The organism is Stenotrophomonas sp. S49 (genome assembly GCF_016624905.1).
In the GTDB taxonomy this organism is placed as follows: Bacteria; Pseudomonadota; Gammaproteobacteria; order Xanthomonadales; family Xanthomonadaceae; genus Stenotrophomonas.
This window is the reverse complement of the sequence record NZ_JACVUD010000002.1, coordinates 78913-91594: the sequence shown is the minus strand read 5'-3', so window position 1 is coordinate 91594 and position 12682 is coordinate 78913. Positions and strand designations below refer to the sequence as shown.

Sequence of the window (12682 nt, the reverse complement as noted above, 5' to 3'; positions counted from 1 at the left end):
GGGCGGACCCACACTACCGCTATGCCCCCGGAACGCCCGCCATGTCCGTGCTCGACAACCTGACCAACCTGCAGACCTTCATCCATGCCGCTGAAACCCGCAGCTTCGTGGAAACCGGCCGCCTGCAGGGCATTTCCGCATCGGCGGCGGGCAAATGCGTGGCCCGGCTGGAACACGCGCTGGGCGTGCGCCTGTTCCATCGCAGCACGCGCAGCATCACCCTCACCGCCGAAGGCCAGTTGTTCCTGGCGCGCTGCCGGCGGATTCTGCACGAACGCGATGCCGCCCGCACCGAACTGGCCCAGCAGAGCGCCTCGCCCAGCGGCACCCTGCGCATCAGCCTGCCACTGGTGGGCGACCTGACCCTGCCCCTGTTGGCCGACTTCATGGCCGCCTACCCCGATATCCGCCTGGAACTGGATTTCAGCGACCGCCTGGTGGATGTGATCGAAGAGGGCTTCGATGCGGTGCTGCGCGTGGGCGAGCCCAGCGATTCACGCATGAACGCACGGCGCCTGGGCATATTCCCGCGCCGCGTGGTGGCCTCGCCGGCGTACCTGCAACGCCACGGTGTACCGCGCACGCCCACGGACATGCTGCAGCACCGCCTGCTGCACTATCGCTTTCCCAGTACCGGCAAGCTGGAAACGTGGCCGGTGCAGTGGCCCGACGGCGAAGTGGCGCAGGAACTGCCGGTTGCCATGGTGGCCAACACCATTGAAGCGCGCGTGGCCATGGCACTGCGCGATGGTGGGCTGGCCTTCGTGCCCGTGCACTCCGTGCGCCATGCGCTGGCCGACGGTCGCTTGGTCACCGTGCTCGACGAGCACGTGCATTCGTGCGGCATCTTCCACCTGCTGTGGCCGTCCGGCCGCCACGTACTACCCAAGCTGCGCGCCTTCATCGACTTCGTCAGCGCCCGCCTGGAAACCGTGCCGTAACCCCCTTCCTGTAGAGTCGAGCCATGCTCGACTGCTCTACGCTTCCCCGTAGAGTCGAGCTTGCTCGACTGCTCTGCGCAAAGCAGTCGAGCAAGCTCGACTCTACCGTTCAGGCAGTAACGCTATACTCGGGTTTCATTCCCCCAAGAGGCTCGCGACCAATGCGCCAGTAATGCCGCCGTCTGCAAACCGGACGGCCTGACTCTTCCCGCCCCTGCGCGCAGGGGAGACATGGCATTGCTTGGAGGTCGCATGACTTCGCATTCCCTCACGCTTGATCGCGTGTCGTATCGGTTGGCCGATGGCCGTCCGTTGTTTTCCGATCTGTCCTTTTCCTTCGAACCGCTGGCCACCGGGCTGGTGGGCGGCAATGGCGTGGGCAAGAGCGTGCTGGCGCGCCTGCTCGCCGGCCAGTTAGCGCCCGACAGCGGCCAGATCCGCAGCAGCGGGCGGGTGTTCCTGCTGCCCACTCCCGGCTATCCGCCACGCGGCACCGTGGGCGAACTGGCAGGCGTCGGAGAAGTGCTGGCCGCCCTGGCCCGTATCGAGGCCGGCAGCATTGATGAGCAGGACTTCGCCTGCGTAGGCGACCGCTGGGACCTGCGCGAACGCCTGCAGCAGCAGTGGCAGTCCATGGGCCTGCCCGATGATCTGCACGTCGACCAGCCGGCTGCGCGGCTCAGTGGCGGCCAGGCCATGCGTGTCGCCCTGTCCGGTGCGTGGGCCAGCGGCGCCGACTGGCTGATCCTGGACGAACCCAGCAATCATCTGGACGCGCAGCATCGCCGCCAGCTACAGACGCAGTTGCAGCAGTGGCGTGGCGGCCTGCTGGTCATCAGCCATGACCGCGATCTGCTGGGCCACATGCAGCAGATCGTGGAACTGGATGCGCAGGGTCTGCACCGCTACAGCGGACCGTGGCAGCACTATGCCCAGGCGCGTGCCGCCGAGCGCGAAGCGGCTGCCGCGGCGCTGGACCATGCGCGCGCGCAGCATCGCCAGCAACAGCGCAGCGCACGCGAACAGCACGAACGCCAACAGCAGCGCCAGGCCCGTGGCGCACGCGATGCCAGGCAGGCCAACCAGGCCCCCATCCTGCTGGGCGGGCAGAAGCAACGTGCCGAAGCCAGCCTGGGCCGCGCGCGGCAGGTCCAGGAGGCGCGCCTGCAGGCCAGCGCCGCCCAGCTGCGCACGGCAGCGGCAGGCGTGCAGGCGGCGCCGGAACTTGCGCTGTTTGCCGGTGCTGGCGAGCGTGGCAGCGCGCGTGTGCTGCAGGCACAGGACCTCGTACTGCCGCATGGCTGCACGGCACCGCTGCAGCTGTCGCTGCGCCGCGGCCAACGCATCGCCGTGGTGGGCGACAACGGCACCGGTAAATCCACCTTGCTGCGTGTGCTGGCAGGACAGCTGCCAGCGCGCGCCGGCCAGGTGCAGCGGCACGCACCGGTCGCGCTGCTGGACCAGCAGCTGCTCGGGCTGGCCGGTGATCGCAGCATCCTGCAGACCGTGCAGGCCGCCAACGCCGGTGCGGACCCGGCCGAGCTGCGCACGCGCCTGGCCCTGCTGGGCCTGGATGCGCAGCGCATCCAACGCCCGGCCAGCAGCCTGAGCGATGGCGAGCGGGTGAAGGGCGCCCTGGCCAGCGTGCTGTACGCCGATCCCGCACCGCAGGTCCTGCTGCTGGACGAACCCGGCAACGCACTGGACCTGGCCGCGCTGGACGCATTGGAATCGCTGCTGGCCGCATGGCCAGGCGCATTGATGATGGTCAGCCACGACGCACATCTGCTGCAGGCATTGCAGCCCACGCAGATACTGCACGTAAGCGCCGACGGCTGGCAGTGGCGCGACCCACAGATGGGGTCAGATCCCTTTTGCAACGCAAAAGGGCTCTGACCCCACCCGACGCCCCGTCATCCACGCCACGCGTGGATGCTGTTGCTTCAACGCTTCCACACCGGAAACGCCTGCGGCAGCTGCTGCCACAACAGCGGCCCGGCCCGCAGTTCCTGATCGTTCAACAGGCAGGCATCCAAGGTGGCGCGCACCGCGCGTTCGTCCATGTGCACGCCAATCACCACCAGTTCCTGCCGGCGGTCACCCCAGAGCGGGTGCCACAACCGCGCCATGGCCGCATGCTCTGCGTCATCGGCAAACGCCTCCACGTCAGGCAGCGGCGCGCTCCAGCACTCGGCCTGCTGCCGCGCCCAGCCCAAGTCGCTGTACGGAAGTGGCGTGGGCGGCAGCAGCGGCGTGGTGTCTTCGTCACCGGCACGCACACGTTCGCGCGCCGCATACCAGAACCCGGCCGCTTGGGTACGCGTAGCCGCCCCGACGCTGCTCAGTTCACCCACCCAGTCCATCCGATTGGCCAGCCAGAACCAGCCCTTGCTGCGGATCACCCCCGGCATGCCCTGCTGCAGCGCGCGTGCGAAGCGGCCCGGGTGGAACGGCCGGCGCGATCGGTAGACGAAGCTGCCAATGCCGTACTCCTCGGTTTCCGGCGTGTGCTCGCCGCGCAGCTCCTTCACCCAGCCGGGCGCCTGCTGCGCACGCTCGAAATCGAAGCGACCGGTATCCAGCAACTCGGTCAACGGCACATCGCCGAAGCGCGACAGCAGCAGCTTCGCCTCGCGGTTCAAGCCGCGCAGCACGGCCAGCGTGTCCTGCAGCACGTCATCGTCGGTCTGGTCCACCTTGCTGACCACGATCACATCGGCAAATTCCACCTGCTCGCACAGCAGGTCCACCACGCCGCGGTCATCGTCCGGCCCGGCCTGCTGGCCGCGCTCGGCCAGGCGCAGGGTGGAACCGAAGTCGGCCAGGAAGGCGCTGCCATCCACCACGGTCACCATCGTATCCAGGCGCGCGATGTCGCCCAGGCTGAAGCCGTGTTCATCGCGCACGGCGAAGGTGGCCGCCACCGGCATGGGTTCGCCGATGCCGGTCGATTCGATCAGCAGGTAGTCATAGCGACCGCTGTCGGCCAGGCGCCGCACTTCCTGCAGCAGATCGTCGCGCAGGGTGCAGCAGATGCAGCCGTTGCTGAATTCCACCAGCGTTTCTTCAGTACGGCGCAGCGCGGCCCCACCGTCGCGCACCAGCTGCGCATCGATGTTGACCTCGCTCATGTCGTTCACGATCACCGCCACCCGCAGGCCCTCGCGGTTGCGCAGGATCTGGTTGAGCAGGGTGGTCTTGCCAGCGCCCAGGAAGCCGGACAGGACGGTGACCGGCAGGCGGCGGTCGGCGCGGGAAACAGGGTTCATGCGGGGCGGGAGGGTGCGGATGGAATTGTTACTGTATAACATTTCCAGATCCATCCACAGTGCCGCCTCCGGGCATGGCCCGGCGCTACTTGCCGTAGCGGCGCAGCAGTTCCACCAGCACCTCGGCCTCGGCGGCGCGCTGCTGCGGGTCTTCAGCGGCCACCACGTGTTCCTGCAGGTGCTCGTGCAGCAGTTCCATCAGCAGGCCGTGGGCGGCGCCGCGTACGGCGGCCACCTGCACCAGCACGCCGGCGCAGTCGCCGGGCTCTCCCTCGGGTCGATCCAGGGCCTGTTCCAACGCCGCCACCTGGCCGCCGATACGGCGCACCCGGGCCAGCAACTGTTTCCGCTGCGTGTGTACATGTGCCATGTACAAATCATATACCCTATGGGGGTATCCATAAAGACCCCGCACCGCCATGCAACTGGACCTCCTCGCCGCCGCGCGCCGCCACGACCATCGCTTCGACGACGGCAACCCGCTGGCCGAACGCAACACCCGCCGCGCCCTGTGGCTGACCGTCGGCATGATGCTGGTGGAAATCGTCGGCGGCTGGTGGTTCAACTCCATGGCCGTACTGGCCGATGGCTGGCATATGAGTTCACATGCGCTGGCGTTGGGCCTGTCGGTGTTCGCGTACCGCTGTGCGCGCCGTTATGCCCATGACCCGCGCTTCGCCTTCGGCACCTGGAAGATCGAGATCCTGGCCGGCTACACCAGTGCCATCGCCCTACTGGGTGTGGCCGCCCTGATGGCGGTGCAATCGCTGCAGCGCCTGTGGGTACCGGCGCCCATCCACTACGACGAAGCCATTGCCATCGCCGCCGTGGGGTTGGGCGTGAACCTGCTGTGCGCGTGGTGGCTGCATGACAGCCCGGGCCATGCCCACCATCACCATGGTCACGGCCACGAACATGCGCACCACCACGACCATGGTCACAGCCACGATCACGCTCATGACCACGCGCACGGGCACGACCTGAACCTGCGCTCGGCCTACATCCACGTGCTGGCCGACGCGGCCACCTCGGTACTGGCCATCGTCGCCCTGCTGGGCGGAAAGCTGTGGGGCGTGGCGTGGCTGGACCCGGTGATGGGCCTGGTGGGCGCAGTGCTGGTAACCGTGTGGGCCATCGGCCTGCTGCGGGACAGTGGACGCATCCTGCTGGATGCGCAGATGGATGCACCGGTGGTGGCCGAAGTGCGCGAGGTCATCGAACAGGGACCGTGGCAGGCGCGGCTGGCCGACCTGCATGTCTGGCAGGTGGGGCGTGGCAAGTACGCGGTGGCCGCCAGCGTGGTCACCCACGATGCCGCCCTGGACGCCGACACCCTGCGCGCAGCCTTGGGCGTGCACGAGGAGCTGGTACACATCACCCTGGAAATCCACCGCACCGCGTAACGCACCGTAGCAGAGCCAGTCCAGCATGGCTCGACTCTACAGAAGCGCGCTGCCCTCGTAGAGTCGAGCTTGCTCGACTGGCTCTGCGCAGAGCAGTCGAGCAAGCTCGACTCTACAACGGGCTCAGGCAATCACAACCGCAACATCATCCGCGACAGATACACCGCCAGCGGCAACGCGCTCAGCGCCGCGCCGCCAATTCCCAGCCACGCATGGCGCTCACCGCGCACCCTCGCGGCCACGGCAAACCCGCCGCCCACCAGCACCGATGCCAGCACGGCCACCGCCAGCCCCGCCACCGGCGCGCTCGCGCCGAACGCCCATGCCGCCAGCCAACCCGCGCCCCAGCCGGCCACCAGCCCCAGCCAGCTCGCCAGCCCACACCACGGTGCCCTGCCCTGTGCCATCGCCGCTCCCTCGTTCTTGCCGATTATCTGCACGGGCCACGCCCGGCTGCTGCCTACACTAGCCGCACCTGCCCTGTGGGGACATCCCATGCGCACGCTCTGCCTGCTGCTGCCCGGTGCCCTGTTACTCGCCGCCTGCAGCGGCGACACCCACCTGCCGTTCTCCAGCGATCCCTTGCTGGGCTGCTTCGCGACCAGCACGCGCCGCGCCGCCGAGTTCCGCATCGACAAGGAAGGCGGCCAGTACTTCGTCTCCTTCGAGCGCAATGGCAGCTGGCAGCGTGAACCGAACGCGCTGTACAAGGCCAGCCGCAGCGACATCGGCAAGTACTTCCCCGACGATGTCCAACAGATCGACAGTGCCCTGATCCGCAGCGCCGGCGGCTTCGGTCTGTTCCACGCAAAGGACGGCGCCACGCTGAAAGCCAAGGCCCGCGACAGCGACTACATGGCCCTGCTGCTGATCGGCGCTGGGCCCGTGTACGCGGTGAAGTGTGGGTAATCTGCAAGGTTTCTGATGGCGCCGCTGCACAACGCGCCCCAGGCTGAAGCTTTGCCGGGGGACCCCCATGCTGCTCAGTCTTCTGCTCGCCGCCACAACGCCCGCCACGCAGGGCGCCTTCGATCAGATACTCACTACTGCCGAAGGTGAAACGCTGGTACTGCGCATGATCGATTGGCTGATCGACGGGGACGCGAGCGAGCGCGTGACCGTGCACTGGGTGCTGGAGGACGATGGCCGAATGCGCTACGAACTCGACCGCCAGCCAGACGCCACCCGCGCAGCGCACCAGCGCGCCTGTGCGAGAAACGGCATGGTGGCCGGCGACGGAACGTCCTGGTTGGGCGGTGAGGCGGCCACCCACGGCTTCTCCTGCACGTCGGTCCGTACGTGGCCCGCCACGCAACCACGCTAGCGCCAGCGTGGGCGGGTGCCCGCCCGCCACGCACTCACGGCCGGTCAGGTACCATGCCCTCCCCCACCTGCCCCCGGTACCGCCCGTGCCCCATTACTCCGGCCCCCTGCTCACCCGCGACAGCGCGCAGGCGCTGCAGCGCGCGCACGACAAGGGCGCAGGCGACTGGCAGGGCTCACTGGACCTGGGCCGCAGCGAGGAAACCGTCACTCTGGATGCAGAGGGCTTCCAGTTCCGCGGCCAGCACTACCCCTGGCCGGGCAAACTGAAGGACCGCACCCTGTACTACTGGGATGGCGAGGACTTCGCGCCCATTTCCCGCTACAGCGGTTCGCTCATCAAGCTGGTGCCCACCGAATGGGGCGCGCCGACCTTCGAGATCGACGGCATCAAGATGCTGCCGACCTCCAAGCTGTCGCCGTTCGAAGATGCGCGGCGCAAGGTGGAACTGGTGGCGCCGGCCGGCAAGGTCATCCTGGATACCTGCGGCGGGCTGGGCTACTTCGCCGCCTGTGCGCTGGAAGCGGGTGTCGGCCAGATCCGTTCGTTCGAAAAGAACGCCGACGTGATGTGGCTGCGCACGCTGAACCCGTGGTCGCCCGACCCGGAATCGGCCGCCGCAGGCGGGCGCCTGCAGTTCAGCCATGGCGACGTCTCGCAGCAGATCGAACAAGTGGCCAGCAACAGCGTCGATGCCATCCTGCACGATCCGCCGCGCTTCGGTATTGCCGGCGAGCTGTATTCGCAGGTGTTCTATGACCACCTGGCCCGCGTCATCCGCAAGGGCGGCCGGCTGTTCCATTACACCGGCGCGCCGAACAAGCTCACCAGCGGCCGCGATGTGCCGCGTGAAGTGGCCAAACGCCTGGAAAAGGCCGGCTTCAAGGCCGAGCTGGCGCTGGACGGCGTGCTGGCCGTGCGCCGCTGACGCTCACTCGTAATTCACCTTCGCCAACTGCTTCACCCACTGCGGCACCACCGGTTCACCGGCGAAGAAGTCCTTGGGCTTGTTCTCGGCCATGGCCCAGCGGTGCAGCCAGCTGGGGCCGTAGCGGCCGTTGTAGCCTTCGGCACCGCGCGCGTAGGCCGGGTCCTGCAGCGCCTCCTGCAGCGATACGAAGCGATAGCCCCGCCGCTGGGTGGCGGCTACCAGCTCGGCGAAGGTCGCCGCATTGAGCTCGTTGGCATGCATCAGCCACACCTGCGGCAACGCGTAACCCAGCAGCGCCTGCGATTGCCGTTCGTAATAATCCACCTTGTTCAACATGTACGGCACGTAGCCGCGGCGCAGGCGCTGCAGCAGGGCCTCGCGCGCCGGTGAATCGGCCTGCTCGTTCATCACGTTGGCATAGGCAAACGCCCACACCCATTCGCCGTTGTCCACGGTCACCGGCGCAACGCGGTAACCATGCTGCTGGAAGAACACGTCCATCTGCGCCCGCTCTTGGGCGGTGCGTCCTGCACGCAGGTAGGGGTGGCGCATCCACTGTAGCACCTGGCCGCGCTCGGCCAGCAGCGGCCGCAGCGTCTGCTCGCCGCGCAGGAAGTCCTGCTGGAAGGCCGCCACGCCCTTGGCATTCAGATCCATGTGCGAATAGGTGTGGTTGCCCAGTTCGTAACCGGCATCGCGCCAGTCGCGCAGCATCTGCACGCGCTGCGGCTGCACCTGGCCATCCACTTCCAGCTTGTTCTCATTCACGAAGCCCACCACCGGCACGTTGGCCTGGTGAAGCTGCGCCATCAGCGCGGCATGGCGCTGCTGCAGATCGGCCGGCACGATCTCATCCACCCGCGCCCATGGCAGATCATCGATGGTGACCGCAATGCGGCGGTCCACCTCGGCGGCGTGGGCCACCAGCGAAAGCAGCAACAACGGTACGGCACGCAGCAACGAACGCATCCATCCATCCTTGTTCGGGCAGGAACCGCTACTCTACCTGCGCGTGCCCCGCCACAACCACAGCCCCAGCACCACGCCCACCAGCAGCACGGCGGCCAACACCATCGCCAACTGCCCCGGGTTGTGCAGCAGCGCGGCACTGCGCCCCAGGAACAGATCGAAGGCCAGCTGCGGGGTCTGTGCCACCGGCACCGACGGATCACTGGAATCCAGCGCGCAAACCACCGGCGCAAGCTGCTTCACGCTGGCCCACGCACGCTCCTGCCGGAACAGGGTCCACGCGGCCAGGCCCAGCGCGCCAGCGTGCAGCAGCACATAGGCGGTGGCCATTCGCCACACGTGGCTCGTGGCGCCGCGCAGCGCCGACAGCCCCACCCACAGCGCAGACAGCAGGGCCAGCAGCACCCCGGCGATCGGCAACCAGCGCAACGCTTGCCAGAGCTGCAGCGCCTGGGCGCGTTCCAGCATCGCGATCATCACTGCCGTACGCGCGGCCAGATCGGGATGGGCACAGGCGCCGGCGGCAGGCTCCAGCACGTACTGCACGCGCAGGTGCAGGCCGGCCTCGGCCAGGGCCAGGGCCAGCGCCAGCAGGGCCAGCACCGGCAGCACGAACAGCCCGGCGCCTCGCCCGGTCGTCAGTGCCGAAGGCTTCATCCGGCGATGTACCTGGGTGGAACGTGGTCGGTCAGCCATACGCCATTGGCCGAACGGTAGAAGCGATGGCCCTCGGCGTGCATGCGGCCGGCATCCACGCTCAGGATGACCGGCGCGCCACGGCGCGAACCCACCTGCTGCGCGGTCTGTCGGTCCAGCGACAGATGCACGTGCTGGCGCTCACCCGGCCGCAGCCCCTGCGTGGCGATGGCTTCCAGGAAGCGCGGCACGGTGCCGTGGTACAGCCACGGCGGCGGTTCCAGCGGCTGCAGCCCCAGGTCCACCGCAATCGAATGCCCCTGGCTGGCGCGGATGCGCAGGCCGTCTTCACTGAGCGCGAAACGCTGTTTGTCGTTGGTCTGCACCAGCCGCTGCAGGTCCGCGCGATCGAGCGCATGCCCGTGTTCGGCTAGCCGCTGCAGCAGGTCGGCAATGTCGGCCCAGCCCTGCGCATCGAGCTGCAGGCCAATCTTCTGCGGTTCATGCCGCAATACCAGGCTCAGGAACTTGCTGGCCCGGATCAGAGAAACATCCTTGTCCATGTGCATAGCGTGCCGCAGCCGACCACACGATGCCAACCCCGACCTTGGCAGGGCGTCATGCCACGAGCGACGCCGCGGGCTGCCGCCACAGCCAGATGCCCACCGCGAACGACGCCAGCAGCTGACCGATCAGCACGATGGCCATCACATCCGGAGCATGCGGTGGCATCACCCGCGCGGCGTCGAACACCTGGAAGGTCCAGCCCATCGATGCCGCACGCGAGGCGTCCTCGCGCACCAATGCGTCGGTCATGCAGGCCGCGGGCAGCAGCGTGATATAGGCCTGCCAGACCCGGTCGAAGGCGTGCAGCATCGTACCGCCCAGGGCAAGCGCGCCAACCTGCAGCGCCACCAGGCGGCCGGCGCTGACCCGGTACGCCGGGCTGCTGCGTCGCCACTGTTCCACCGAAGCGGCCAGTGCGCCGGCCAATGCCAGCAGCAGCGTGGTGGCCGGCACCCAGGCCAGCGGGTCCCAGTCATCCAGCGCGTTGGCGCGGGCCAGAAGATGTTCGGCCACGCGCATGCGCTCGGTGGCATCCTCGCCCCCGCACGCCGGCGACAGCGGCTCCAGCAGCAATGCGACGCGGTGATGGAAGTAGCCCACCTCCAGCCCCACCGCCAACAGCGACACGCACTGCAACAGCAACAGCATCAAGCCGGGCCCGAAAACACGGCCGAAGAAAGCGGTCATCGGCCACCTGCGTGGTTGCATCGAAGAAGGCGCATCCTAGCCAAGCGCACCAACGCTGTCGGCTGGCAGATGCGACATCGGCGCGGATCTCCGCCATCATGTGCGTCCTGCACAGGAGGGATGCCGATGCTGGGGCTGTATCTGTTCGTTCGCTTGGTAGGCCCGCTGCTGCTGGGTGGCCTGGTCGCGCTGTTTGCGTCGCGCTGGATCAACGCGCGCCTGGCCAAGCGCCCGGCGCAGCAGATTGCGCTACCTGCCGAGAGTCTGCTGGACAGCCCTGCCGCACAGCGCCGTTACCGCCGGATGCGTCGGCGCAGGCCGAACCTGACACACTTTCAGGTGCCGCCGCAGGCACCGCGACACTGGCTCTGGATCACCGTGGCCGTGGTGATTCTCGCGGCGTTTGGCGCGACTGCGCTGACACCGGAGGGCGCACGCTTCCAGGTGATGGTGGAAAGTGCCGTGGGTTATCCGTCCACGGTCATCGACGTTGCTATCGACGAAGGGCAACAGGATGCGCTGCTGCAGGCCTGGGCCCCCGTGCTGATGCAGGCGGTGCGACCGGTCAGCATGCGCTACCAGCGCGGCCGCTACGGACCACCGTTTGATTCCCATGCGGTGATTGCCGTGCATGTACGCCGCCACGGCAACCGCCTGCAGATTGCCACGGGCCAGCCGGTACAGGCCGAGCGCCTGCGTGCAGCGCTGGCCACCCTCACCCCGACTGCCGCGCCGGCCGTGCAGATTTCAGAGCGCACGGTGGCGCCGTGGCGGGAAACCGGCTGGCAGGCCTGGGGGCCGCGCGCAGCGCAGTAAGTCGGCTGCTGCGTGGCTTCGCTCTGCAGGATGCAGTAAGCCCGCCCACTTAGCCGCGCGGAAGCTTGGCCGCCCACATGTTGTCCACCAGGTTCGGATAGCGGCGCCCGTTCTCCTCGGCCCGCTGCCGCGCGGCGTCTTTCTGTGCCTGCGACAGCGGCTGCTTCTTCTGCCCCTTCGGGTTGGGCTTCTTCCAGGGCGGGGTGCGGGGGCTGGCCATGGCCGCAGTATGCCTCTCCGGCCCTACTTCTTCAGGAAGTTCAGCAGGGCCAGGTTGAAGTCATCGGTATGACTGGTATTGCAGCCGTGCGGCGCATTCTTCAGCACCACCAGTTCGCTGCCCTCGATGGCCTTGTGCGTGCGCGCTCCCGAGCCTTCCAGCGGCACCGTCGCATCGCTGTCACCGTGCAGCACCAGGGTGGGCACACTCACCTTGTCCAGGTCCGCGCGGAAGTCGGTGGTGGCGAACGCCTGCATGCAGCCCAGCGCCGCCCGCGGGTCGGACTGGTGGCACAGGGCGATGGCGGCCTGGCGGGTTTCTTCGGTCACCATCAACTGGCCGTTGGCGCTGAAGAAATCGCGGGTGAAGCCCTCGAAGAACGTCTCACGGTTGGCCTGCAGACCCTCGCGCATCGCATCGGCGCTCTCCTGCCTGAGCGGACCGTTCGGGTTGTCCTCGGTCTTCAGCAGGTACGGCGGCACTGCCGCGGCGAATACCACGCTGTGCAGGCGATCCTGGCCATGGTTGGCAATGTAGCGCGCCACCTCGCCGCCCCCCATGGAAAACCCGACCAGGGTGACGTCCCGCAGATCACGCGCGTCGATGATCGACGCAAGGTCGGCGGCCAGCGTGTCGTAGTCGAAGCCTTCGGCGGGCTTCTCCGAGCGGCCAAAACCGCGCCGGTCGTAGCTGATCACCCGGTAGCCGGCATCGCGCAGCACCGGCACCTGCGCCTTCCAGGATTCGGCTGACAGCGGCCAGCCATGGATCAGGATGACCGGGCGGCCGGTACCGCCGGTGTCTTCAACGTGCAGGCGAATGGAAGGGGCAGTCATGGCAGCTCCCGTGGGGAAAGGAGGCACCTACCCTAGGCAGTCCCACCGATAGCCGCCGTGAGGGAATCGGCCGCGGCCGTGAC

At 67.9% G+C, this 12682-nt stretch carries 16 protein-coding genes; 7 read left to right on the top strand and 9 right to left on the bottom strand.

Annotated elements, in window-relative coordinates; translation table 11 throughout:
- The first annotated feature begins 41 nt into the window (after window positions 1-41).
- Together IAE58_RS00980 and IAE58_RS00975 are read left to right on the top strand one after the other, a co-directional pair.
- Complete coding sequence (locus tag IAE58_RS00980) at window positions 42-941, top strand: LysR family transcriptional regulator (RefSeq protein WP_199934221.1); 900 nt, start codon at window positions 42-44, stop codon at window positions 939-941.
- Window positions 942-1193: 252 nt separating this feature from the next.
- Window positions 1194-2837, top strand: coding sequence for an ATP-binding cassette domain-containing protein (locus tag IAE58_RS00975; protein WP_199934222.1), 1644 nt, complete (start codon window positions 1194-1196; stop codon window positions 2835-2837).
- Between the two features lie 47 nt (window positions 2838-2884).
- Here IAE58_RS00975 and IAE58_RS00970 read toward each other — a convergent pair whose 3' ends face one another.
- Window positions 2885-4210, bottom strand: coding sequence for a GTP-binding protein (locus tag IAE58_RS00970; protein ID WP_199934223.1), 1326 nt, complete (start codon window positions 4208-4210; stop codon window positions 2885-2887).
- Window positions 4211-4295: 85 nt separating this feature from the next.
- Entirely contained in the window at window positions 4296-4580 is a 285-nt protein-coding gene (locus tag IAE58_RS00965; RefSeq protein WP_108748337.1) for a metal-sensing transcriptional repressor, read from the bottom strand.
- A gap of 49 nt (window positions 4581-4629) precedes the next feature.
- Between IAE58_RS00965 and dmeF the strand changes: the two genes are divergently transcribed.
- Entirely contained in the window at window positions 4630-5613 is a 984-nt protein-coding gene (dmeF, locus tag IAE58_RS00960; protein ID WP_199934224.1) for a CDF family Co(II)/Ni(II) efflux transporter DmeF, read from the top strand.
- A 131-nt stretch (window positions 5614-5744) separates the two neighbouring features.
- Here dmeF and IAE58_RS00955 read toward each other — a convergent pair whose 3' ends face one another.
- Window positions 5745-6020 (bottom strand): hypothetical protein, encoded by a 276-nt coding sequence (locus IAE58_RS00955; RefSeq protein ID WP_199934225.1) that lies wholly within the window; start codon window positions 6018-6020, stop codon window positions 5745-5747.
- An 88-nt stretch (window positions 6021-6108) separates the two neighbouring features.
- Between IAE58_RS00955 and IAE58_RS00950 the strand changes: the two genes are divergently transcribed.
- The 3 genes from IAE58_RS00950 to IAE58_RS00940 all read left to right on the top strand — a co-directional run bounded on the left by IAE58_RS00950 (window position 6109) and on the right by IAE58_RS00940 (window position 7865).
- Entirely contained in the window at window positions 6109-6522 is a 414-nt protein-coding gene (locus tag IAE58_RS00950; RefSeq protein WP_199934226.1) for a hypothetical protein, read from the top strand.
- A 67-nt stretch (window positions 6523-6589) separates the two neighbouring features.
- A complete protein-coding gene (locus IAE58_RS00945) occupies window positions 6590-6937 on the top strand; it encodes a hypothetical protein (protein WP_199934227.1) in 348 nt (115 codons plus the stop codon).
- Between the two features lie 85 nt (window positions 6938-7022).
- Window positions 7023-7865 (top strand): MnmC family methyltransferase, encoded by an 843-nt coding sequence (locus IAE58_RS00940; RefSeq protein ID WP_164270620.1) that lies wholly within the window; start codon window positions 7023-7025, stop codon window positions 7863-7865.
- Between the two features lie 3 nt (window positions 7866-7868).
- Here the strand turns inward: IAE58_RS00940 and IAE58_RS00935 are convergent, their stop codons facing one another.
- Genes IAE58_RS00935 through IAE58_RS00920 form a run of 4 tightly spaced genes read right to left on the bottom strand, consistent with a single transcriptional unit; the run spans window position 7869 to window position 10727 of the window.
- The gene (locus IAE58_RS00935) at window positions 7869-8837 is read right to left on the bottom strand and encodes a polysaccharide deacetylase family protein (RefSeq protein ID WP_199932463.1); all 969 of its coding nucleotides are present in this window, start codon (window positions 8835-8837) and stop codon (window positions 7869-7871) included.
- A gap of 33 nt (window positions 8838-8870) precedes the next feature.
- Window positions 8871-9494, bottom strand: coding sequence for a hypothetical protein (locus IAE58_RS00930; protein WP_199932462.1), 624 nt, complete (start codon window positions 9492-9494; stop codon window positions 8871-8873).
- Window positions 9491-10036, bottom strand: coding sequence for an RNA 2'-phosphotransferase (locus IAE58_RS00925; RefSeq protein WP_233614543.1), 546 nt, complete (start codon window positions 10034-10036; stop codon window positions 9491-9493). Before IAE58_RS00925 ends, IAE58_RS00930 begins: the two co-directional genes overlap by 4 nt.
- Before the next feature lie 55 nt (window positions 10037-10091).
- Window positions 10092-10727: a hypothetical protein gene (locus tag IAE58_RS00920; RefSeq protein WP_199932460.1), complete on the bottom strand. Its 636-nt coding sequence runs from the start codon at window positions 10725-10727 to the stop codon at window positions 10092-10094.
- A 126-nt stretch (window positions 10728-10853) separates the two neighbouring features.
- Between IAE58_RS00920 and IAE58_RS00915 the strand changes: the two genes are divergently transcribed.
- Complete coding sequence (locus IAE58_RS00915; RefSeq protein ID WP_199932459.1) at window positions 10854-11543, top strand: hypothetical protein; 690 nt, start codon at window positions 10854-10856, stop codon at window positions 11541-11543.
- A 49-nt stretch (window positions 11544-11592) separates the two neighbouring features.
- Here IAE58_RS00915 and IAE58_RS00910 read toward each other — a convergent pair whose 3' ends face one another.
- Window positions 11593-11763 carry a hypothetical protein gene (locus tag IAE58_RS00910; RefSeq protein ID WP_199912398.1) on the bottom strand — a complete coding sequence of 57 codons (171 nt, stop codon included), beginning with the start codon at window positions 11761-11763 and terminating at the stop codon, window positions 11593-11595.
- Between the two features lie 23 nt (window positions 11764-11786).
- Window positions 11787-12599, bottom strand: coding sequence for an alpha/beta hydrolase (locus IAE58_RS00905; RefSeq protein ID WP_199932458.1), 813 nt, complete (start codon window positions 12597-12599; stop codon window positions 11787-11789).
- Window positions 12600-12682 lie beyond the last annotated feature (83 nt).

Coding starts and splice junctions, on each gene's coding strand:
- IAE58_RS00980 (WP_199934221.1), top strand. CDS start 42: ATGTCCGTGCTCGACAACCTGACCAACCTGCAGACCTTCATCCATGCC.
- IAE58_RS00975 (WP_199934222.1), top strand. CDS start 1,194: ATGACTTCGCATTCCCTCACGCTTGATCGCGTGTCGTATCGGTTGGCC.
- IAE58_RS00970 (WP_199934223.1), bottom strand. CDS start 4,210: ATGAACCCTGTTTCCCGCGCCGACCGCCGCCTGCCGGTCACCGTCCTG.
- IAE58_RS00965 (WP_108748337.1), bottom strand. CDS start 4,580: ATGGCACATGTACACACGCAGCGGAAACAGTTGCTGGCCCGGGTGCGC.
- dmeF (WP_199934224.1), top strand. CDS start 4,630: ATGCAACTGGACCTCCTCGCCGCCGCGCGCCGCCACGACCATCGCTTC.
- IAE58_RS00955 (WP_199934225.1), bottom strand. CDS start 6,020: ATGGCACAGGGCAGGGCACCGTGGTGTGGGCTGGCGAGCTGGCTGGGG.
- IAE58_RS00950 (WP_199934226.1), top strand. CDS start 6,109: ATGCGCACGCTCTGCCTGCTGCTGCCCGGTGCCCTGTTACTCGCCGCC.
- IAE58_RS00945 (WP_199934227.1), top strand. CDS start 6,590: ATGCTGCTCAGTCTTCTGCTCGCCGCCACAACGCCCGCCACGCAGGGC.
- IAE58_RS00935 (WP_199932463.1), bottom strand. CDS start 8,837: ATGCGTTCGTTGCTGCGTGCCGTACCGTTGTTGCTGCTTTCGCTGGTG.
- IAE58_RS00930 (WP_199932462.1), bottom strand. CDS start 9,494: ATGAAGCCTTCGGCACTGACGACCGGGCGAGGCGCCGGGCTGTTCGTG.
- IAE58_RS00925 (WP_233614543.1), bottom strand. CDS start 10,036: ATGGACAAGGATGTTTCTCTGATCCGGGCCAGCAAGTTCCTGAGCCTG.
- IAE58_RS00920 (WP_199932460.1), bottom strand. CDS start 10,727: ATGACCGCTTTCTTCGGCCGTGTTTTCGGGCCCGGCTTGATGCTGTTG.
- IAE58_RS00915 (WP_199932459.1), top strand. CDS start 10,854: ATGCTGGGGCTGTATCTGTTCGTTCGCTTGGTAGGCCCGCTGCTGCTG.
- IAE58_RS00910 (WP_199912398.1), bottom strand. CDS start 11,763: ATGGCCAGCCCCCGCACCCCGCCCTGGAAGAAGCCCAACCCGAAGGGG.
- IAE58_RS00905 (WP_199932458.1), bottom strand. CDS start 12,599: ATGACTGCCCCTTCCATTCGCCTGCACGTTGAAGACACCGGCGGTACC.